A 20,863-nucleotide genomic window follows, 5' to 3' on the forward strand; every position below is an offset into this window, starting at 1 on the left:
GTACATCCGCATTCAGCACCCCCAGGAGACCCACGTGGCCCGGCGACCACTCCCCCGCATTCTGAGCAGCGGAACAGCGCAGATCGCCCGGAGCCGGGAGATCGCGCGCACGGCCGCCGACAACGCCACGGACGTACTCCATCCACTGATCACGGTCTCCCGTGGTCTGCGGAAGCTGGCCGGACTGACCCGGCAGCGGTGGGCCGCCACCCCCAAGGAACGGCGTGGTCCCACCCTGTTCCTGGTCGCGGGCGGCGTCCTGGTGGTCGCGCTCATCCCGTACGGGCCGCTTCTGGCCCTCATCTCGGTGATGGCCGCGGCCGCCTGGAAGGGACGGGTGCGCGAACCGGTGAAGACGGGGCCCGACGAGGCGGAGATCGGACGGCTCAAGGCGCTCTACGAAGCCCTGGTGCCCTACTTCTCGGTCCCCGACGACCCGGCCCCGCTCTTCGCCCACGGAGGCGACTGGTCAGGCGCCTTCAGCGAGTACGCCTTCGACGACGACGGCCGACCGACCCGGCTGCACATCGCCTACCCGGCGTACTTCACGGACGGCGAGGCGGAGTCCCGCGACCGGATCGAGCAGCTGCTGCACGCCAAGTCCGGCCGCGGCCGCGAGTACCACTTCACCTGGGACGAGGAGGGCAACCGCCTCGTCATGACCGTCCTGCCCGCCCTGTCCACCTCCATCGCCGCCCAGCGCTTCGTCACCGTTCCCGGCGAGACCGTGCTGGGCTTCACCGACGAGGGCGCCGTCCAGCGCACCGTGCCGGTGGCCCAGGGCGAGGAGACACGGGACGCGCCTCCGGTGATCTGGCGTACGGGCCCCCGCTCCACGGAGCCGCATCTGCTGGTCGTCGGCGAGTCGGGCAGCGGCACCACGACCCTTCTCCGGTCCATCGCGCTCCAGGCGCTCCAGCACGGCGACGTGCTGATCGTCGAGGGCAGCGGCACCGGCGAGTACGCCTGCCTGACCGGACGCTCCGGGGTACTGGCCGTCGAGTGCGGACTGGCCGGGGCGCTCGCCAGCCTGGAGTGGGCCGCGCACGAGACCGAGCGCCGTCTGATCGCCGCGAACCGCGCCCGACAGGCCGGGCAGTCCGTCCCCGAGGACACCAAGCGGCCGCTGTGGATCCTGGTGGACCGCCCCAGCATCTTCGGCCACCTCGCCGCGGCCGACGGGGACACCGAGCCCCAGCAGCTGCTCCAGGTGCCGCTGCGGCACGGCCGCGCCGCCCAGGTCACGGTCGTCGTTGCGGAGCAGTTCGACAGCCTGGACGCACTGACCGAGACCGTACGGACGCACACCCGCGGCCGCGTCGTGCTCGGCCCCGCGACCCCGGAGCAGATCACTGCCGTGCTCGGGAAGACGCCCCACACCACGCCGACGCCGGACGTCCCGCCCGGCCGCGGCTACGCACGCCTCGGCACCGGCCCGGTGCTGCGGCTCCAGGTGCCGGCGACCCCGGACCCGTACGACGACGCGACCAGCGAGACACACCGCCAGGCCGTGCTCGAGCTGCTGCCCGAGCACATCGACGGGCAGGCGCCGGACGAGCCCGCGGAGCCGGTGGACCGGCTGAAGAAGGCGGAGAAGGCCGAGGCCGGGGCGCCCGACCCGGTACCGGCCGAGGGCTGACCCGGCGAGGACGGCCGCCTGCCGGGAGAGGTCAGGCGACGAAGGTGCGCGGCGTTTCCGTGCCCGCCTTCGCCCCCGCCTCCACCAGTCGCGCGGCAGCGGCCAGCCGCGCGGCCGCCTCGTCGGCCACCGGCCCGCCGACCGTGAACGGCAGCCGGACGAAGCCCTCGAAGGCCCCGTCCACTCCGAAGCGCGGCCCCGAGGGGACGCGTACACCGACCCGCTCGCCGACCTCGGCGAGCCGGGAGCCGGACAGCCCGCCCGTCCGCACCCAGAGCGTGAGACCACCGCTCGGGACGGCGAACTCCCAGTCCGGCAGTTCCCGGCGCAGGGCGGTGACCAGCGCGTCGCGGTTCTCCCGGGCCTGGTCGCGCCGGATGGAGACCGCCTGGTCCCAGCCGCCGGTGCGCATCAGCCAGTTCACGGCGAGCTGCTCCAGGACCGGGGTACCCAGGTCGGCGTAAGCGCGAGCGGCGACGAGCGAACGGATCACATCGGGTGCGGCCCGCACCCAGCCGATGCGCATGCCCGCCCAGAAGGCCTTGCTGGCCGAGCCGACGGTGAGCACGGTGCTGCCCGCCGGGTCGAAGGCGCAGACGGGCCGCGGCATGTCGACACCGTCGTCCAGGTGCAGTTCGGACATGGTCTCGTCGACGACGAGGACCGTGCCGGCGGAGCGGGCCGCGTCGACCAGCCGGCGGCGCTGGTCCTCGTCCGCGAGCGCGCCGGTGGGGTTGTGGAAGTCGGCCACGACATAGGCGAGCCGGGGCGCCGCGTCCCGCAGCACCTGCCGCCACCGCGGCAGGTCCCAGCCGCCCAGCCCCTCCTCCATCGCCACCGGCACCAGACGCGCCCCGGCCTCGCGCATCAGCTGGAGGATGTTGGCGTAGGAGGGTGACTCGACGGCGACCCGCTCGCCGCGCCCGGCGAACAGATGGCAGATGGCGTCCATGGCGCCCATCGCCCCGGTGGTGACCATGATTTGTTCGGGCATGGTCGGGATACCGCGCTCGGTGTAGCGGTCGGCGAGCATCTGCCGGAGGGCGGGGAGGCCCGCCGGGTAGTCGCCGTGGGTGTGGGCGTACGGCGGCAGTTCCTCCAGAGCTCCCTGGACACCCCGGGTCAGCCACGGCTCGGGCGCGGGCAGGGCCGCACAGCCCAGGTCGATCATGGAGCCGAGCGACTCGGGCGGCAGCGGCTCCAGGCCTCGCGCGGGCAGCGGATTCCCTGCCGGTACGGCGGTCCAGCTGCCCGCACCTCTGCGGGACTCGAGGAAGCCCTCGGTGCGCAGCGCCTCGTAGGCGGCGGCGACCGTGGTGCGGCTGACGGAGAGGGACAGCGCGAGTTCGCGCTCCGCGGGGAGGCGGGCGGCGACGGGGACCCTGCCTTCGAGGACGAGCAGCCGGATACCGTCGGCGAGGGCCCGGTAGGCCGGCGGCTTGCGGGTCCCGGGGCCGGCGGGCCGCGGCTGCTGGGAGGTGAGCTGCCGGGCGAGCTGGGCTGCGCCCACCGCAGAGGTCCACTGCGTCATGGAAGTCAGTCCACCTTCATCGAATTGGCCATGGTTGCCAGGTGTGGCATAGCCACAGAGTGTCATGAGCCAGTCCACCATCCCAGAGGGGGCGTCATCGTGTCGGGGAAGTCCGCGCATCTCACTCGCCGGCTGTCGCAGCTGTACGTCGGTCTCACCCTCTACGGGGTGAGTGCGGCACTGCTGGTGCGCGCCGGGCTGGGGCTCGAACCCTGGGGGGTGCTGCACCAGGGCCTGGCGGAGCGCACCGGTCTGACCATGGGCGTGGTCTCGATCATCGTCGGCGCCGTGGTGCTGCTGCTCTGGGTCCCGATCCGGCAGCGGCCGGGCCTCGGCACCGTGTCGAACGTCTTCGTCGTCGGTCTGGCGATGGACGGCACGCTGACGCTCGTCCCGGACGCCGACGGCCTGCCCCTGCGGATCACGCTCCTGATCGCGGGCATCGTGCTCAACGGGGTGGCGACCGGGCTCTACATCGCGGCGCGGTTCGGACCGGGCCCGCGGGACGGTCTGATGACCGGACTGCACCGGCTCACGGGTCGCTCGATCCGCCTGGTGCGCACGGCGATCGAGGTGGCCGTGGTGGCGACGGGCTTCGTGCTGGGCGGCTCGGTGGGCATCGGCACCGTCGCCTACGCCCTGGCCATCGGCCCGCTCGCGCAGTTGTTCCTGCGCGTCTTCGCCATCTCCGATCAGGACGCAAGCAGCACGGTCGTCGCCGGCTCGACACCCGGACGGGCGATACTGCGGAAGTGAACCGCGTACTCCACCCCTATCTCGACCACCCCTCCGTGCTGCCGTTCGCCCATCGCGGGGGTGCGGCGGACGGGATCGAGAACACCACCGCAGCGTTCCGTCGGGCGGCCGGTCTCGGCTACCGCTACTTCGAGACGGATGTGCACACCACGGCCGACGGCAAGCTGGTCGCCTTCCACGACTCGACGCTGGACCGGCTGACGGACGCGAAGGGCCGGATCGCGGACCTGCCGTGGAGCGAGATCCAGCAGGCGAGGGTGGCCGGCAAGGAGCCGCTGCCGCTGTTCGAGGAACTGCTGGAGGAGTTCCCCGAGGCCCGCTGGAACATCGACATCAAGGCGGAGCCCGCGCTGGTGCCGCTGGTGGATCTTGTGCGCCGGGCCGGCGCCTGGGACCGGGTCTGCATCGGCTCGTTCTCCGAGGGCCGGGTGGCCCGGGCGATGCGCCTCGCGGGCCCGCGGCTCGCCACGTCCTACGGCGTGCGGGGTGTGGTGGGCCTGCGGCTGCGGTCGTTCGGCATTCCGGCGGCGGTACGGATGGGCGCCGTGTGCGCGCAGGTACCGGAGTCGCAGGGCGGGGTGCGCGTGGTGGACCGCCGCTTCGTGCGGTCGGCTCACGACCGTGGTCTTCAGGTGCACGTGTGGACCATCAACGACGCGGATCGGATGGCAGCGCTCCTGGACCTCGGAGTGGATGGCATCATGACCGATCATCTGGAGACGTTGCGCACGGTACTGACCGCCCGGGGAGTCTGGGTCTGACCCGCGCGTCTGCACCACGGACGAGCGAGGGGGCGGGCGTGACGACCGACATCGCGCAGGAGGCGACGGGGGCGGGCGACCGCCGGCGCGAGCAACGAGGCTGGTACTTCTACGACTTCGCGTGCTCCGTCTACTCGACGAGCGTGCTCACCGTCTTCCTCGGCCCGTATCTGACGTCGGTGGCGAAGGCCGCGGCGGACGCGGACGGCTTCGTGCATCCCCTCGGCATCCCGATACGCGCCGGATCGGTGTTCGCCTACGCGGTCTCCGCGTCCGTGGTGCTGGCCGTGCTGCTGATGCCGATGGCCGGAGCGTGGGCGGACCGCACGGGGCGCAAGAAGCCGCTGCTGGCCGTGGCCGCGTATGTCGGTGCGACGGCCACGACGGCCATGTTCCTCGTGGGCGGCGACCGCTATCTGCTGGGCGCGTTTCTGCTGATCGTCGCGAACGCCTCGCTGTCGGTCTCGATGGTCCTCTACAACGCCTATCTGCCGCAGATCGCCGAGCCGGACGAACGCGACGCGGTCTCGTCGCGCGGCTGGGCCTTCGGCTACACCTCCGGCGCCCTGGTCCTGGTGCTCAATCTGATCGTCTACTCGGGCCACGAGTCGTTCGGCCTCTCCGAATCCGCAGCGGTACGGATCTGCCTGGCGTCGGCCGGTGTGTGGTGGGGCGCCTTCACGCTGGTTCCGCTCCGGCGTCTGCGGGACCGGCGGATCGCGCCGGGCGGCGAGGGCGCGGTCGGATCGGGCTGGCGGCAGCTGGTGGCGACCCTCAAGGACATGCGGCAGCATCCGCTGACGATGTCGTTCCTGCTGGCGTATCTCGTCTACAACGACGGCATCCAGACGGTCATCTCGCAGGCGTCGATCTACGGTTCGGAAGAACTGGAACTCGACCAGACGACACTGATCGTCGCGGTTCTGCTGGTACAGGTACTGGCCGTGGCGGGTGCCCTCGGAATGGGACGGCTGGCCAGAACGCACGGGGCCAAGCGGACGATTCTCGGTTCGCTCGGAGTGTGGACCGTGATCCTGGCGGCCGGGTTCTTCCTTCCGGCCAGGGCTCCGCTGTGGTTCTTCGCGCTCGCCGCGGCGATCGGGCTCGTTCTCGGCGGCAGCCAGGCCCTGTCGAGGTCGCTCTTCTCACACCTGGTGCCCCGCGGCAAGGAGGCGGAGTACTTCTCGGCGTACGAGATGAGCGACCGCGGCCTGAGCTGGCTCGGACCGCTGGTCTTCGGCCTCGCGTACCAGCTGACCGGGAGTTATCGGGACGCGATCATCTCTTTGGTGGTCTTCTTCGGGCTGGGTTTCGTCCTGCTCGCCCGGGTACCCGTACGCCGTGCGGTGGCAGCCGCGGGCAACCCCGTGCCGGACCGGATTTAGACGTTGAAGTGAAAGGCCGGTAGTGTACGCCTTTGGCCTGCCAGGCGGACCGTTACTGCGAGCTGAAGAAGTGAAATCACTGGGTGACACTTCTTGTCAGATGTGACAAACCGGGCACTGGTGGGTACCCCAACCAATGGGATACCAGCGGCACGACGGGCGACGCATGACCCGGAACGGGAATCTTTACCGCCGACCGGACGTTGACCGGATGACGACGACAGCGACACCTGTCCTGTGGGCGACAAGCCCGGGAGGCACGATTCATGAGTGAGCGAGCTCTCCGCGGCACGCGCCTCGTGGTTACCAGCTACGAGACGGACCGCGGCATCGATCTGGCCCCGCGCCAGGCGGTGGAGTACGCATGCCAGAACGGACATCGGTTTGAGATGCCGTTCTCGGTCGAGGCGGAAATTCCGCCGGAGTGGGAGTGCAAGGCGTGCGGCGCCCAGGCACTCCTGGTCGACGGGGATGGCCCCGAGGAGAAGAAGGGCAAGCCGGCGCGAACGCACTGGGACATGCTCATGGAGCGGCGTACCCGCGAGGAGTTGGAGGAGGTGCTGGCCGAGAGGCTGGCCGTCCTGCGCTCCGGTGCCATGAACATCGCCGTGCACCCGCGGGACAGCCGGAAGTCTGCCTGATCCGCCTGACCGCGTACACCGCATCGCACCATCTGGCGCCACCTACAACAGCATGACGCACGACAAGAGCCGCGGGCCGTTTCACCGACCAGGTGAGACGGCCCGCGGCTCTGCTGTGTTCGGGGTGGGGCGGCCGGTTCGGGGTCCGGAGTGGGGCGGCTCAGGCTCGGAGCGGGTGCGCGCCGGGCCGCGCGCACTCCGCTTGCGTACCCGTCGCGACCCACCGGATACCGCTCAGGGCGTGAGCGGCGGCCTCGGGCCCTCGTCACCCTGGCCCTCGGGTCCGCCCGCCGAATGCCCCGCGTCCTGGCGGATGACCTCACCCTGCACGATCTTGCCGTCGGGGCGGTGCATACGGGCCTGCTGGAAGGCGTCTCCCAGGCTGCCGGGCCCTGCCGCCCGCATACGGCGCTCGAGGGACCGCTCCGCGCGGCGCCCGAGGTAGGTACGGACGGGCGGCACCAGCAGGGCGAGGCCCACCACGTCGGAGATCAGGCCGGGCAGCATGATCAGCAGTCCGCCGAGCATCAGGAAGCCGTTGCCGGTGCTGCCGCTCTCCGGGGGCGGCGCCTGGCCGTTCTGCTGCCTCTGCACGGTCTCGGTGAGATTGCGGAAGGCCCGCCGGCCGGCGCGCTTCACCACCGCGCCGCCGACGATGGCGGCGCCGATCAGCAGGGCGAGGACGGTCCATCCCCCGGCCGCCCCGGCGACCAGGGTCAGCAGCCAGATCTCGAGCACCAGCCAGGCGGCAACGGCGAGGGGAACCAGATTGCGGGCGCGTGAGCGCTTGGGGGCTGTCGGGGGCATTGCGCCGGTCGTCATGCTCCCAGTGTGCCTGGGAGCACGCCGGAGTGGCGTAAGCGGGTGATCAAGAAGATCGCGGTCCGGACGGGAGGGTCATCGGCCCGTCGCCGCTACGTGGATTTGCGGCCGAGGAGACGATGCGCGCGGTCGCCGACGCCCCACGCGGTGACGCGCCACAGCGCCTCGACGACGATGTCGCGGTTCATCTTGGAGTCGCCGAGCTCCCGCTCGACGAAGGTGATCGGCACCTCGACCACGTGGTAGCCCTCGGCCACCGCACGGCGGGCGAGGTCGACCTGGAAGCAGTAGCCCTGGGAGGCGACCTCGCCCAGTCCGAGACCCTTCAGCGTCTCGGCCCTGAAGGCGCGGAAGCCGCCCGTGACGTCGCGGATCGGGACGCCGAGGAGAAGGCGTGAGTAGGTGCTGCCGCCGCGGGACAGGAATTCGCGATACTTGGGCCAGTTGACGACCCGGCCGCCGGGAACCCAGCGCGAACCGAGCACCAGGTCGGCGCCCTTGAGGGCGGTCAGCAGTCGGGGCAGCTCCTCGGGCTGGTGCGAGCCGTCGGCGTCCATCTCGATCAGCACGCCGTAGTCGTGCTCCATGCCCCAGGCGAAGCCGGCGAGGTAGGCGGCGCCGAGGCCTTCCTTGCCCTTGCGGTGCAGGACATGCACCTGCTCGTCATGGCCCGAGAGCTCGTCCGCGATCTTGCCGGTGCCGTCGGGGCTGTTGTCATCGGCGACGAGGATGTCCACGTCGGGCACGGCCTCGCGCACCCGGGAGACGATCGTCTTGATGTTCTCGGCCTCGTTGTAGGTCGGGATGATCACCAAGGATCTGCCGAGCGGTTCGTACCGCCTCCCCTGGGCTTCGCCTTGGGTAGACCCAGCGCCGTCGTTCACTGCTGCCCCTTAATGTCCGTACACAGAGCCCCACCATAGCGATCGTGCGGCGGGAGCCTGCGGCGGCACGGACCTGGGGTGTCGTGGGCCGTGCGGCGGGGGGAGACAGCGGGTGCGGATCAGGGCCCGGCGTCCTTCGGGCCGACCTGGGACCCGCTGGCTGCGGGTCGACCGAGAGCCGTTGTCTACTGAACGCCGGGCCCTACCCGGGTCGCACCTGCCGGCCGGCTGAAACCTTCCCTCGCCCCCGAGGCGCGGGCGCTGGACCTGGCTCCCAGTGGCAGTGCACCGGTGCGGTGCTCTGCCCCATGGCCCAGCGGCGTTCGACGACTGCGGGGAAGTTCTCCGGTCGGACGTCCTGTGGTGGACTCGGCCGAACCTACCGGCCGGTGGGCGCTCCGTGTCAACAGTCGTGCGATCTGCGCGATTTGCCCAATTCCGCAGGTCGGAGCCGAAGATCCGCAGGTCGTGGCCGAACCTCGCAAGCACCGGTCGGCGGTACGAAATGTCCGGACGTCACTCTTTCGGCCGCTCAAAGATCGTTTGTCCGGATACCACTGTTCGCAGGCAGACCGGCAGCTCGGTGCCGGGGGTGAGGTCGGGCAGGCCGGGAGTGCCGGAGCGCGGGTCCGTCGACCAGCGGGCGACCCGGTCGTCGGGCGCCTGCACGATCAGTTCGTCCGTGTGCCACAGGGCGTAGTCGGCCGGCGCCCCGGGGACCAGGACGCCCGCGTCGTCGCGCCCCACGGCCCGCCAGCCGCCCCGGGTGTGGGCGGTGAAGGCGGCCCGTACGGACACCCGGTGCTCGGCGGTGCGGTGGAAGGCCGCGGCACGGATGGTGCCCCAGGGGTCGAGCGGCGTGACGGGGGCGTCGGAGCCGAGGGCGAGCGGGACCCCCGCGCGCAGCAGGGCGGCGTACGGGTTGAGGGTGCGCGCCCGCTCCACACCGAGTCGCTCGGCGTACATGCCCTCGTCACCGCCCCAGGCCGCGTCGAAGGCGGGCTGTACGGAGGCGGTGAGGCCGAACTCGGCGAAGGCGGCGATGGTTTCGGGGGTCAGCATCTCGGCGTGCTCGACGCGGTGCCTGGCGGCGCGGACGCGGGCGAGGCCGAGCGTGTCGGCGACGGCCCGGATGCCGTCCACGACGGCGGTGAGGGCGGCGTCGCCGATGGCGTGGAAGCCGGCCTGGAGCCCGGCCTCGGTACAGGCGGCGACATGGGCGGCTACGGCCTGGGCGTCGAGGTGCGCGGTTCCGGTGTGGGCGGCGTCGGCATAGGGGGTGTGGAGGCAGGCCGTGTGGGAGCCGAGGGAGCCGTCGACGAACAGATCGCCGGCGGCCCCGGCCGCTCCGAGTTCCCTGATGCGCAGGGCGTCCTTCTCGTCGGCCACGCGTTCGGCCCAGTAGCCGACGACCCGCGGCACTGCTCCGCCGCGGGCGAGTGCGAGCAGACCGGTGAAGTCGTCCTCGTCCGAGATGTCGGGCCCGGCGCACTCGTGCACGGTGCCGATGCCGAGGGACGCGGCGTGGTCCAGCGCGGCCCGCTGGGCGGCTTCGCGCTGGGCGGGAGCGACGGCCGCGTGGGCGGCGGCCCGCACGGCGTGGTGGGCGGCGCCGGTGAGCGGTTCGCCCGGGTGGTAGCCGGACAGACCGGTCACCGAGGGGACCAGATCGAGCAGCGCGGTGGTGACCACGGCGGAGTGGACGTCGATACGCGGCAGATAGAGCGGGCGGCCGCCGGCCGCCTCGTCGAGTTCGGCGCGGGAGGGGTGACGCCGTTCGGGCCAGCGGGCGCTGTCCCAGCCGTGGCCGAGGAGGACGGCCGCACCGGGGTGTGCCGCACTGTGCTCGCGTACGAGACGCAGGGCGTCGGCGAGCGTGGCCGCGCCGGAGAGGTCGAGCCCGGTGAGCGCAAGGCCGGTGGCCGTGGTGTGCACATGGGCGTCGGTGAACGCCGGGGTGACGAGGGCCCCTTCGAGGTCGACGATCTCGTCGACCCCGTCGGCGAAGCCGTCGGCCGCCCCCTCGGAGCCCACCCAGGCGATGTGGCCTCGCTCGACGACCATCGCGGTGGCGAAGGGGTCGGCGGGGCTGTGGACTTCTCCGCCGCGCAGCAGGACGGTGCGGTCTTCGGCGCGGGGGGCGGTGCTCTCGGTCATGGGACCAGCCTAGATACGCGGCGGGCGTGCCTCGTACGGGGTCGACAGGACGACCGTGGTGCGGGTGGAGACGCCGGAGAGGGTGCGGATGCGGGCGAGCAGGTGCTCGAGGTCGTGCGGGGTGGAGACACGCACCTTGAGGATGTAGTTCTCGTCGCCGGCGACGCTGTGGCAGGCCTCGATCTCGGGTACGTCCGCGAGCCGTTCGGCGATGTCGTCGGGGGCGCTGGGGTCGAACGGTTTGACCGAGATGAAGGCGGTGATCGGGAGCCCCACCGACTCGGGGTCGACGACCGCCGCATATCCGCGGATGACGCCGCGCTGTTCGAGACGGCGGACGCGCTGGTGCACCGCCGATGTGGACAGGCCGGTGGCCTTGCCCAGGTCGGTGTAGCTCATCCGCCCGTCCTTGACGAGCAACTCCACGATCTGACGATCCAGCTCCTCCATGCGGATCAACCTAATTGCCCAGGTGGCTTCCGGCACAGCCGAAAGAGGCATGCGAGGGCACCTGCGGGGGGCATGTGACGAACACCACAGTCCCGGCGGCGCCTCCGCCGTGACCGCACGGTTACCTGCCGGGCGCGTGGGGAAGTGCTTGCTGTGGTCGAGGCCGCACGTGCCTGGTCGGCCCACCCGAGGGGGAGATCTCCATGCAGAGTGTCAAGAACACCGGCCGTACCGAACCGGAGCCCGTTGATCCGGCTGAGCCCGCCGAGATGGACGAGCTGGACGCGTACGACACCTACGAGATGTACCGGGTCATCTGCCCGGACTGCGTGCAGCCGATCGCATTGCTGGCCGACGAGGACGTCCTTCCGGAGCACGCGCTGTGCCCGACTCCGTGGAACCCGTTCGGTCTCACCGTGTGCTCCGGCACCGGCCGGCCCGCCTCGCAGGCGAGCGCCGCGGACGAGTCGCTGGAGGTCCAGGAGCAGGACACCGCACTGCTGTTGACGCTGCCTCAGGGTCTGGACTGGCGGATGCAGCCCTTCTCGCACGTCGGCGGCCCGGGCTCGCGTCCGGTGCGGATGCCGTCGATGCGCCGCCGCCGCGTCTGATTTCCCCGGCAGGAGTCGTAACGCGCAGCCCCTGACGGGCAGTTCGGGCTGCGCGCCGCCGGACGGCCGGGTCCCGCCGGCCGCACCGTCGGCCTTCAAGAGCCCACACGGGCCGCGAGAGGGTACTGAACTCCGTTCCCACACACGGACGTTGCCTCGGAGCTCGCTCCGCGCTCCGCGCCCGTCGTGAATCAGTGGCGTGAACACGGCACTTGACGGGTTCGGGCCTGTGCGCTCCGTCCGTCCGCTCCCCGCCCGCGTGCTGACGTGGGACCACCCGCGGGCCGCTTCGGGCGCGGCCCGCTGCCGGTGGAAGGAGCAGGCACATGACGCGCAGACGGACGGCCACGGTGCTCGGTGCGCTCGCGACGGCGGCGACGCTGACGCTCGCGATTCCGAACTCCGCGTACGCGGCCCAGGGCACGTTGATCATCAACCGGGTCGCGTACGAGAATCCGAGCGGGTGTTACCCGGTCACCTGGTTCCCGTCCTCGATCACCAACAGGACCAACGCGACGGCCACGGTGTGGACCGGTTTCGACTGCCGGGGGAATGTCGACGCGATCGTGTACCCGGGCCGGACCCACTCCACGGAGATGGCCCACAGCGTCTCCATCCGCTGACGCCGCCCGGGGAGTGTCCGCGACGCCGCCGCGGCCCGCCCCGGGAGCGGTCCGCGGCGCGGTCGGTTCAGCGGGTCTCGGGACCGGCCAGATGGCGCGCGATGACCATGCGCTGGATCTGGTTGGTGCCCTCGACGATCTGCAGGACCTTGGCCTCGCGCATGTAGCGCTCGACGGGGAAGTCCAGGGTGTAGCCGTAGCCGCCCAGCACCTGCACGGCGTCGGTCGTCACGCTCATCGCCGTGTCCGTGCAGAAGAGCTTCGCCATGGCGGCCTCACGGGAGAAGGGGCGTCCCGCGTCCCGCAGCCGGGCAGCCGCCAGATAGAGCGAGCGGCCCGCTTCGATCCGGGTGGCCATGTCGGCCAGCATGAAGCGCAGCCCCTGGAAGTCGGCGATGGGCCGGCCGAACTGGAGACGCCCGGTGGCGTACGAGACGGCCTCCTCCAGCGCGGCCTGCGCGACACCGATGGCGCACGCGGCGATGCCGAGACGGCCCGAGTCCAGGGCCGAGAGCGCGATCGCGAAACCCTGCCCCTCGTCGCCGATCCGGCGGGCGTCGGAGACCCGGACGCCGTCGAAGTTGATCTGGGCGGTGGGCGAGCCCTTCATGCCCATCTTCTTCTCGGGCGCGGCCGCGTTCAGGCCCTCGGCGTCGCCTGGCACCAGGAAGGCCGTGATGCCGCGAGCGCCCTCGCCGCCGGTGCGGGCGAGCACGGTGCAGAAGTCGGCGATCCCGCCGTGGGTGATCCAGGCCTTCGTGCCGGTGATCACCCAGTCGTCGCCGTCGCGGACGGCCTTGGTGCGCAGGGATGCGGCGTCCGAGCCGGACGAGGGCTCCGACAGGCAGTAGGCGCCGAGCAGTCCGCCGCCGAGCATGGCGGGCAGGTGGTCGCTCTGCTGCTGCTTGCTGCCGTATCCGGCCAGTGCGTGGCAGGAGAGGGAGTGGACGCTGACGCCGAGGCCCACGGTGAGCCGGGCGGCGGCGAGTTCCTCCAGTACCTGGAGGTAGACCTCGTACGGCTGGTCCCCGCCGCCGTACTCGCTGTCGTAGGGAAGGCCGAGCAGACCTGACTCGGACAGCAGGGTGAAGAGCTCACGGGGGAAGTGTCCCGCCTCTTCCTCCTCGGCCGCCCGTGGAGCGATCTCCCGCTCGATGATGTCGCGCACCAGGGCGATGAGATCCCTGGACTCCTCGGTGGGCAGTTGACGTTCCACCGGCTGCGGGGCGCGGTCGGGCATTGCGGCGCTCTCCTCCCTGTCGGGCGATACGGCGGTCGCGCGCGAAGGGTGTGTGCGCGCCGCCGGGTCTTCCTGCCAGGCCGATGCTGCCTTTCCGGGTCACGGATGGGGCTGGACGGCGGCTGTGGCGGGTTGAGTATGCCCGATCAGCGGACGTCCGTCACGGGTGGAGCCGTCCGGCCCGGCCCCCGCTCCCCTGCACGGGAACTTGGTCCGAACCATTGACCCAATGGTCTAGTCCTTCTAGCGTTCCTGCAACGCGTACCGCGTTCATGTCAAAGAGCCATCGGTCGACAGCACTCCCCCCACGTGTTCGCCTCCCCCACGAGGAGACCAGATGTCCGGTCCACACCGTCCCCGTGCCCGTCTGAGGGCACTGATCGCCGCCGCCTGTACCGCCGCACTCGGCGCGACCCTGCTGACGGGTGCCCACGCCGCTGCCGCGGGCGGGAGCGCCCCCGAGAAGAAGACGTCGACGACGGCCGCCGCCCCGGCCGCCGCCGGCAGCAAGGTGATCGGGTACTTCACCGAATGGGGCGTCTACGACCGCAACTACCACGTCAAGAACATCCAGACGTCGGGGTCGGCCGGCAAGCTGACCCATATCAACTACGCCTTCGGCAACGTCCAGGGCGGCAAGTGCACCGTCGGCGACGCCTTCGCCGACTACGAGAAGTCCTACACCGCCGCCCAGAGCGTGGACGGCGTCGCCGACACCTGGGACCAGCCGCTGCGCGGCAGCTTCAACCAGCTGCGCAAGCTCAAGAAGCTGCACCCGAATCTGAAGATCCTCTGGTCCTTCGGCGGCTGGACCTGGTCCGGCGGCTTCGGCCAGGCCGCCGCGAACCCGGCGGCCTTCGCCGACTCCTGCTACAAGCTCGTCGAGGACCCCCGCTGGGCCGATGTCTTCGACGGCATCGACATCGACTGGGAGTACCCCAACTCCTGCGGTCTCTCGTGCGACACCAGCGGGCGCGAGTCCTTCAAGAACCTGATGTCGGCACTGCGCACCAAGTTCGGCGGATCGAACCTGGTGACCGCCGCCATCACCGCGGACGCCTCGTCCGGCGGCAAGATCGACGCGGCCAACTATGCGGGAGCCGCGCAGTACGTCGACTGGTACAACCCGATGACGTACGACTTCTTCGGCGCCTGGGCCGCGCAGGGCCCGACCGCGCCGCACTCACCGCTCACGTCCTACAGCGGCATTCCGCAGCAGGGCTTCAACAGTGACGCGGCGATCCAGAAGCTGAAGGCGCTGGGCGTTCCCGCCTCCAAGCTGCTGCTCGGCATCGGCTTCTACGGACGCGGCTGGACGGGCGTGACCCAGAAGGCGCCCGGCGGCACGGCGACGGGACCCGCGCCCGGCAAGTACGAAGCGGGTATCGACGACTACAAGGAACTGAAGGCCAAGTGCCCGGCCAACGGCACCGTCGCCGGCACCGCGTACGCGCACTGCGGCAACCAATGGTGGAGCTACGACACCCCCGCCACCATCACCGGCAAGATGAACTACAAGAACCAGCAGGGCCTGGGAGGCACCTTCTTCTGGGAGCTCAGCGGTGACACCGCCAACGGCGAACTGATCAAGGCCATCAGCTAGGTCCTGTCCGGGCGATCTTGTCGGGCCTGTGACGACAGCTACGGCACCTCGCTGTGTTGTCGGAGTCGCCCGAGTACGCCCAGTACGAGGACGATCCTCCGCCGTGCGATGCACCGCATCTGACGCCACCGGCTGATCCTCGAAGATCGCCCGGACAGGACCTAGTCCGGGGAGGACAACGGTCAGCGGGGCGGGGAGCCGGTCGGGCTCCCCGCCCCGCTGACATGTTCCGGACGCACCGGGTCGGGCCCGGAACCGCGCCGTCAGGTCCGAACGCCCCAGGTCAGGCCTGGACCGCGGTGTCCTGCGGATACGGCGGCGGCACGTGTTCGCGCGGCGGCTGCGGGCACTTCGGCTCGAACTCCTCGATGGTGCCGAGGGTGGCCCGGAGCTGTCGCATCAGCAGAGCGCAGACGATCTCCCGCTCCAGCTCCTGGTGCGCGAGCCAGTCGAGCGTGATCTGCTCGACGCTGCTGAGCCAGCCGAGCAGCGCGAGCCGGGCGATCATGGGAATGTCGCGTCTGCCGTACGCACCCTCGGCGATGGTCGCGATCAGTTCCTCGCGCACCGCCCCGCGTATGGACTGCACCTCGGTGTCGAACCCGACGCCACCGGTGACGATGGTGCGGAACGCGGCCTCGTGGTGCTGGGCGTAGCGCAGATAGCCCTCGACGGTGCGCTGCACCCGCTGGGCGCGCGGCAGTTCGGTGTCGCTCGCCGCACCGGAGACGAGATCGGCCACCGAGTCCTCGATGATCGCGAGGTAGTAGCCGCGTTTGCTCTTGAAGTAGTAGTAGATCAAACCCTTGGCGACACCGGCGTGTTTCGCGATGTCGTCCATCGACAGCGCGTCGTAGGACGTGTCGGCGAACAACTTCCGCCCGGTTGCGATGAGTTCAACGCGGCGTACCTGGGATCGTTCGGTCGCACCGCGTTGTTGACTATTATTCAAATTGCGCCCTAGTCTCCAACTGCCACAGGATTCCCGCAGTATGGCAGACCTGCGCAGCGGCTAGATCAGGCCGATCTGGGTGACGAGCATCGCGAACACGACGACGAGGGTCCAGCCGAGAACGTGCTCGAGGAGGTTCGAGTCCTCGTCGGGGCCGCCGGTACGGGTCCGGACGCGGTCTGCGGTGGTCGCGGAAGAAGTCATGGGGCATCTCGCTCGGTCGGCTGACGGGTGTACGTCCCCCCGGGTGACCCGACCACAGTGCCAAAGACCGGGGCCCCGACGGTAGAGACGTACGTCACTGCCCCCGGGGCCCGGTCCGCGCCTCAGTGGATACCGAAGGCCTCCAGAGCCTTGCGCTGAGCGGCCGTGGGGCGCTCCGGCCAGTAGAGGTAGCAGACGCCCCCTGTGCCGGATGACACGTTCCCGCTCGCGTTGTACCGCTTCGTCCGCAGCCAGATGTTCTCGAACTCGCGGCGGCGGTAGACCCTGCGTACGGCCGCGTTGCCCGGCGACGCGGGGTCGTTGGCGATCACATCGCCCGCGGCTGTGAACCCGATCACGGTCATCAGATGACCGGCGGTGCCGTAGCCCGCGCCCGTCAGCTCCTCCTTGAGGAACGACTGCGACGTTATGGCCGGGATTCCCGCGCGTACCAGCGTCTCCAGGTCGGCGAGCGAGGACAGCCGGGTGACGACCGCGTTCATCTCCGGGTAGGTCGCCGCGTACGCGGCGTTGAACGGCCAGTTGCCGCAGCCGTTGTACTGGTGGTCGAAGGTGAAACGGGCCGCGTGGCAGACCTGCGGATCGTCGAAGGCCGGGTTGACCCAGGCGAGGTCCGCCGGGGACGGCTTCCGACCCCAGTACTCGATGATCATCTGCGAGGAGGTGGGGCTGCACCAGGCCTCGCCGCCGTTGTCGTACTCGGGGTACTGGCCGACGTGCGTGTTCTGCGAGTAGCGCGGCACGGCCAGCTCGCGTGCGAGCTTCGGGACGGAGGCAGGGACGGTGAACCGGTCGGGAACGTCCGACGCCATCGCACCGAGCCGCCGGACCGTGGGCGTCAGACCGGTGCCGGGCTTGCGGTGGAGCCTCAGCCGCAGCTGGTAGGTCGCCAGGCGCAGACCGCTCGCCGCGTTGTCGATCGAGAAGGTGTCGGTCCAGATGGAGGCCTTGCCATCGCTCTGGCCGTCGACCGAGGTCCGCCGGATGTCGCCGTCGCCCGCCGCCCAGCGGCCCATCACGAACCAGGGACTGACCGTGCCGTCGGAGTAGTGGCCGCGCAGGTCGACCTGGATCCACGTGCCTGCGGGGGTGTACGCGTTCCAGGAGGCGACGAGCTCCGTCGCGGGCACCCGGGTGCGGTGGACGGGCGAGGTCCAGGTGGCGTAGTCCCAGGCGGCGGTCTTCCCGGTGTGCGGGTCGGTGTAGTCGACGCGGCCGGCGGGTGCGGCGATCACGACGCCGGGACGGCTGCCGGCGACCGCCCGGGTGCCGGCGGTCGTACCGCTGCGCCAGTCGGTGTAGGTCGACCAGAACCGGTTGTCGACGAACGGAATCGCTCCGGCACCTTTCCGAGCCGAGGAGGTGGGCGCGGCACCTTTTCGCGCCTGCGGTGCGGTGGCCGCGACGGCCGACGAGGACAGTACGCCCGCTCCCGCCGCTGCCGCGATCGCGGCGCCGAGCACGGTTCTGCGGGAAGTGGCTCTGGCCATGGGACTCCCAAGTCGGTGCCTGCAGTGGGGCCACTATTACGGGTCCCTGCCAAGTTCTGCCAGCATCCCGGCATCGCGTCGCGCCACCAATATTGGTCTTGTCCTTTGGGAGTTTTATGAACCGGTGCAGAGGGAGTGACCTGCGGCATTCCACCGCGCCCTCGTAGGGTGATCGGATGGACGATCTCGAACAGCTGTCTTTGGCCCTGCGGGCGCTTCCGCCTTCCTGCGGGCCGGTACGGCTGATCGCCGTGGACGGCCACGCCGGATCGGGCAAGAGCACCTTCGCCGCGCGGCTCGCGGAAGCCATCGGGGGCGGAGTGCCGGTGCTGCATCTCGACGATCTGGCGAGCCACGAGGAGTTCTTCGACTGGATGGACCGGATGCTCGGCCAGGTCGTCGCCCCGCTCTCGCGGGGCGAGGAGGCGCGCTACGAGCCGTACGACTGGGTCGACCGCCGCTTCACCTCGGCGCGGACACTCGCACCGGCGCCCGTGGTGCTGGTCGAGGGGGTGGGCGCCGGCCGGCGGGCGCTGCGCCCGCATCTGGCATGGCTGTTCTGGATGGACAAGGACGCCGACGGCTCCTGGCAGCGGGGCCGTCTGCGCGACGGGGATGCGCTTTCGGCCTTCTGGGACGACTGGACGATGGCGGAGACTCGCCATTTCCTGGCCGACCCCTCGTATTCATTCGCGAATTCCCTGGTACGCGAGTGTTCCGAGGGATATGAGGTGCTGCCGAGGCCTTCTGCGACAGCACGATTGAACGGAATCATCACAGAGGGTCACCGGATTTCACCCCCATACTGAGCAGTCGGAAATCCGCCTCAAGAGTGCCCCAACTCTTCTTGACCGACGGGGCGTACAGGTCTTACGTTTCCAATGTGCGGCTTTCCGGAGTCGCCGCAGACGCGAAGCCCCCGGTTGTTCCCCCGTGATCGGGGGCTTCGTTCTGCCCTCTCCCCCACTTCACCGGCGCGACACCCCACCCTTCGCTCACCCTGGGTCACCGCCAACGGATCATTTGTGGTGCCCTTAGGCGCAACCCCTCTGCGCAGGTACGATGCACCTCGGTGGGGTCAATTCCCGTCCACGGCAAGGCGGTTCAGTGCGTTGCCCACGGTCGTCCTCCCGGCGCCGGGGGTCCGGGGGGCTCCCCCCGGAAAACACAGCACAGGTGCACTTTGTGGGGGACCTGATGGACATCGGCACTCAGGGCGCACCGGCCCCGGCCGACCTCGCCTGGGTGCGCGGCGTGGACGCCTACACCATGGGGGCCTACCCCCAGGCGGAGGAGGAGTTCCGCAGCGCCGTGCGGCTCGACCCCGGGATGGCCGACGGCTGGCTCGGACTCCATGCGCTGCGCGTCGACACGACGACCGCGTTGCTGCGCATGTACCGCAACCGCGAACGCTTCGGCGAGCAGCGCGCCCGGCACCGCCGCACGCTCAACTCCTGGTACTGGCTGGGCTGGTGGGTCCAGCCCGTGCTCGAGAGCCCGCGCGATCTCCTGCTGGCGCACGCCTCCCACTGGCTCGACGGCCGCCATGTGCCCGAGCTCGACCGGGCGCTCGCGGGACTGCCGCCGGTCGACGCCGATCCGCAGGTCCGGTTTCTGCACGCCTGCCGCGCCTATCTGGTCAAGGACTGGGAGCAGCTCGTACGCCACACCGAGCCGCTCGTCAACGATCAGGTGCTGGGCATCGAGGCAGGGCTCTTCGGCGGCATGGCCCGGGTGCGTCTGGAGATGTACGGACAGGCCGAGCCGCTGCTGTCGGCCGCGCTGATGCGCTGCCGCAGCGAGCAGCCGCAGCGCAAGGAGCTGCGGTACTGGCTGGCGCGCGCCCACGAGGGCACCGGGCGCAGCGCGGCCGCCCTGCCGCTGTACCGGGCGGTGCACCGGATCGACCCCGCGTTCATGGACACCTCGGCCCGGCTCGCCGCGATCGCCGAGTACGACGGGATGGACGGCTTCGACGACTCGGCCGGGCTCGCCGTCTCCCTCGCCGGCTACGGCCAGGACGCGGTGGACGCGCAGGCCGAGGGCGAAGGCTCCCCGGCCGCCGACGCCCGTATCGGCATCGATCCACAGACCCAGCTGCCCGGCTCGGTGCCCGCCGCACCGCCCGAGACCATCCGCCACCGGGCGGCGGTGCCCGCCCAGCCGGCGCCGCCGCTCTTCCCGGCCGGCCCCACCGACCCGGACCTGCTCGCCGACGCGCTCGCCGAGCTGGACCGGATGGTGGGTCTGGAACCGGTGAAGCGGCAGGTCAACGCCTTGTCGGCGCAGCTGAAGATGGCGAGGCTGCGGGCCGGCCAGGGGCTGCCCGTACAGCCGCCGAAGCGCCATTTCGTCTTCTCGGGTCCCTCCGGTACCGGCAAGACCACCGTGGCCCGCATCCTCGGCCGGGTCTTCTACGCGCTGGGGCTGCTCGGCGGTGATCATCTGGTGGAGGCCCAACGGTCCGATCTGGTGGGCGAGTTCCTCGGCCAGACGGCGGTGAAGGCCAATGAGCTGATCGACTCGGCGCTCGGCGGTGTGCTGTTCGTGGACGAGGCGTACAGCCTGTCCAACTCCGGCTACAGCAAGGGCGATGCGTACGGCGACGAGGCTCTTCAGGTGCTGCTGAAGCGGGCCGAGGACAACCGCGACCATCTCGTGGTCATCCTGGCCGGCTATCCCGAGGGCATGGACCGGCTGCTCGCCACGAACCCCGGGCTGTCGTCCCGCTTCACCACCCGCGTCGACTTCCCCTCGTACCGACCGCTGGAGCTGACGGCGATCGGCCAGGTGCTGGCCGCCGACAACGGCGACATGTGGGACGAGGAGGCCGTCGACGAGCTGCGGTCCATCAGCGGCCATGTGGTCGACCAGAGCTGGATCGACGAGCTGGGCAACGGGCGCTTTCTGCGCACCCTGTACGAGAAGAGCTGCGCGTACCGCGATCTGCGGCTGTCCGGCTACCCCGGCACACCGACCCGCGAGGATCTGGCCACCCTGCGGCTGCCCGATCTCATGCAGGCGTACGGCGAGGTCCTGTCGGGCCGCGGTCCGCGGGACCGCGGCCCCCAGGAGCCTCCGCCGGTCTGAGCC

The 20,863-nt window shown here is 70.7% G+C and carries 19 protein-coding genes; 10 read left to right on the forward strand and 9 right to left on the reverse strand.

Features of this window, described 5'->3' with window-relative positions; translation table 11 throughout:
• Nucleotides 1-34 precede the first annotated feature (34 nt).
• A complete protein-coding gene (locus ACQPWZ_RS05740) occupies nt 35-1,639 on the forward strand; it encodes a hypothetical protein (protein ID WP_433570828.1) in 1,605 nt (534 codons plus the stop codon).
• 31 nt (nt 1,640-1,670) lie between these two features.
• On the opposite strand, the gene ACQPWZ_RS05745 is transcribed toward ACQPWZ_RS05740, so the two are convergent.
• A complete protein-coding gene (locus ACQPWZ_RS05745) occupies nt 1,671-3,170 on the reverse strand; it encodes a PLP-dependent aminotransferase family protein (protein WP_313947536.1) in 1,500 nt (499 codons plus the stop codon).
• Nucleotides 3,171-3,200: 30 nt separating this feature from the next.
• Between ACQPWZ_RS05745 and ACQPWZ_RS05750 the strand changes: the two genes are divergently transcribed.
• From ACQPWZ_RS05750 to ACQPWZ_RS05765, 4 genes are all read left to right on the forward strand, one after another.
• Nucleotides 3,201-3,926, forward strand: a complete 726-nt coding sequence (locus ACQPWZ_RS05750) for a YczE/YyaS/YitT family protein (RefSeq protein WP_433570829.1) — start codon at nt 3,201-3,203, stop codon at nt 3,924-3,926.
• A complete protein-coding gene (locus ACQPWZ_RS05755) occupies nt 3,923-4,687 on the forward strand; it encodes a glycerophosphodiester phosphodiesterase family protein (RefSeq protein WP_433570830.1) in 765 nt (254 codons plus the stop codon). The genes ACQPWZ_RS05750 and ACQPWZ_RS05755 overlap by 4 nt, the downstream gene beginning before the upstream one ends.
• Before the next feature lie 38 nt (nt 4,688-4,725).
• Nucleotides 4,726-6,072, forward strand: coding sequence for an MFS transporter (locus ACQPWZ_RS05760; protein WP_340472031.1), 1,347 nt, complete (start codon nt 4,726-4,728; stop codon nt 6,070-6,072).
• Between the two features lie 266 nt (nt 6,073-6,338).
• The gene (locus ACQPWZ_RS05765) at nt 6,339-6,713 is read left to right on the forward strand and encodes an RNA polymerase-binding protein RbpA (protein ID WP_003959706.1); all 375 of its coding nucleotides are present in this window, start codon (nt 6,339-6,341) and stop codon (nt 6,711-6,713) included.
• 234 nt (nt 6,714-6,947) lie between these two features.
• Here the strand turns inward: ACQPWZ_RS05765 and fxsA are convergent, their stop codons facing one another.
• From fxsA to ACQPWZ_RS05785, 4 genes are all read right to left on the reverse strand, one after another.
• On the reverse strand, nt 6,948-7,535 hold the full coding sequence (gene fxsA / locus ACQPWZ_RS05770; protein WP_356704547.1) for an FxsA family membrane protein: 588 nt from the start codon (nt 7,533-7,535) through the stop codon (nt 6,948-6,950).
• Between the two features lie 92 nt (nt 7,536-7,627).
• Nucleotides 7,628-8,419, reverse strand: coding sequence for a polyprenol monophosphomannose synthase (locus ACQPWZ_RS05775; protein ID WP_433570831.1), 792 nt, complete (start codon nt 8,417-8,419; stop codon nt 7,628-7,630).
• A 516-nt stretch (nt 8,420-8,935) separates the two neighbouring features.
• On the reverse strand, nt 8,936-10,576 hold the full coding sequence (locus ACQPWZ_RS05780; protein ID WP_433570832.1) for an amidohydrolase: 1,641 nt from the start codon (nt 10,574-10,576) through the stop codon (nt 8,936-8,938).
• Nucleotides 10,577-10,585: 9 nt separating this feature from the next.
• Nucleotides 10,586-11,026: an Lrp/AsnC family transcriptional regulator gene (locus tag ACQPWZ_RS05785; protein WP_313947529.1), complete on the reverse strand. Its 441-nt coding sequence runs from the start codon at nt 11,024-11,026 to the stop codon at nt 10,586-10,588.
• A 203-nt stretch (nt 11,027-11,229) separates the two neighbouring features.
• Between ACQPWZ_RS05785 and ACQPWZ_RS05790 the strand changes: the two genes are divergently transcribed.
• Nucleotides 11,230-11,637 carry a hypothetical protein gene (locus ACQPWZ_RS05790; RefSeq protein WP_405568388.1) on the forward strand — a complete coding sequence of 136 codons (408 nt, stop codon included), beginning with the start codon at nt 11,230-11,232 and terminating at the stop codon, nt 11,635-11,637.
• A gap of 326 nt (nt 11,638-11,963) precedes the next feature.
• Nucleotides 11,964-12,260, forward strand: coding sequence for a hypothetical protein (locus tag ACQPWZ_RS05795; protein WP_433570833.1), 297 nt, complete (start codon nt 11,964-11,966; stop codon nt 12,258-12,260).
• A 67-nt stretch (nt 12,261-12,327) separates the two neighbouring features.
• On the opposite strand, the gene ACQPWZ_RS05800 is transcribed toward ACQPWZ_RS05795, so the two are convergent.
• A complete protein-coding gene (locus ACQPWZ_RS05800) occupies nt 12,328-13,500 on the reverse strand; it encodes an acyl-CoA dehydrogenase family protein (protein ID WP_340472037.1) in 1,173 nt (390 codons plus the stop codon).
• A gap of 337 nt (nt 13,501-13,837) precedes the next feature.
• Here ACQPWZ_RS05800 and ACQPWZ_RS05805 point away from each other — a divergent pair, with 337 nt between their 5' ends.
• Nucleotides 13,838-15,103, forward strand: a complete 1,266-nt coding sequence (locus ACQPWZ_RS05805) for a glycoside hydrolase family 18 protein (protein WP_433570834.1) — start codon at nt 13,838-13,840, stop codon at nt 15,101-15,103.
• A 283-nt stretch (nt 15,104-15,386) separates the two neighbouring features.
• Here ACQPWZ_RS05805 and ACQPWZ_RS05810 read toward each other — a convergent pair whose 3' ends face one another.
• The 3 genes from ACQPWZ_RS05810 to ACQPWZ_RS05820 form a co-directional block, all read right to left on the reverse strand.
• Nucleotides 15,387-16,055 (reverse strand): TetR/AcrR family transcriptional regulator, encoded by a 669-nt coding sequence (locus ACQPWZ_RS05810; RefSeq protein ID WP_340472039.1) that lies wholly within the window; start codon nt 16,053-16,055, stop codon nt 15,387-15,389.
• Between the two features lie 60 nt (nt 16,056-16,115).
• Nucleotides 16,116-16,259, reverse strand: coding sequence for an SCO1431 family membrane protein (locus ACQPWZ_RS05815; protein WP_340472040.1), 144 nt, complete (start codon nt 16,257-16,259; stop codon nt 16,116-16,118).
• Between the two features lie 122 nt (nt 16,260-16,381).
• Complete coding sequence (locus tag ACQPWZ_RS05820; RefSeq protein ID WP_433570835.1) at nt 16,382-17,770, reverse strand: peptidase C39 family protein; 1,389 nt, start codon at nt 17,768-17,770, stop codon at nt 16,382-16,384.
• A 176-nt stretch (nt 17,771-17,946) separates the two neighbouring features.
• Between ACQPWZ_RS05820 and ACQPWZ_RS05825 the strand changes: the two genes are divergently transcribed.
• Nucleotides 17,947-18,579, forward strand: a complete 633-nt coding sequence (locus ACQPWZ_RS05825) for a uridine kinase family protein (RefSeq protein ID WP_433570836.1) — start codon at nt 17,947-17,949, stop codon at nt 18,577-18,579.
• Between the two features lie 388 nt (nt 18,580-18,967).
• Nucleotides 18,968-20,860 (forward strand): AAA family ATPase, encoded by a 1,893-nt coding sequence (locus ACQPWZ_RS05830; RefSeq protein WP_356704557.1) that lies wholly within the window; start codon nt 18,968-18,970, stop codon nt 20,858-20,860.
• The last annotated feature ends 3 nt before the right edge of the window (nt 20,861-20,863 follow it).

The organism is Streptomyces sp. CA-251247, from assembly GCF_050952975.1.
GTDB lineage: Bacteria > Actinomycetota > Actinomycetes > Streptomycetales > Streptomycetaceae > Streptomyces > Streptomyces achmelvichensis.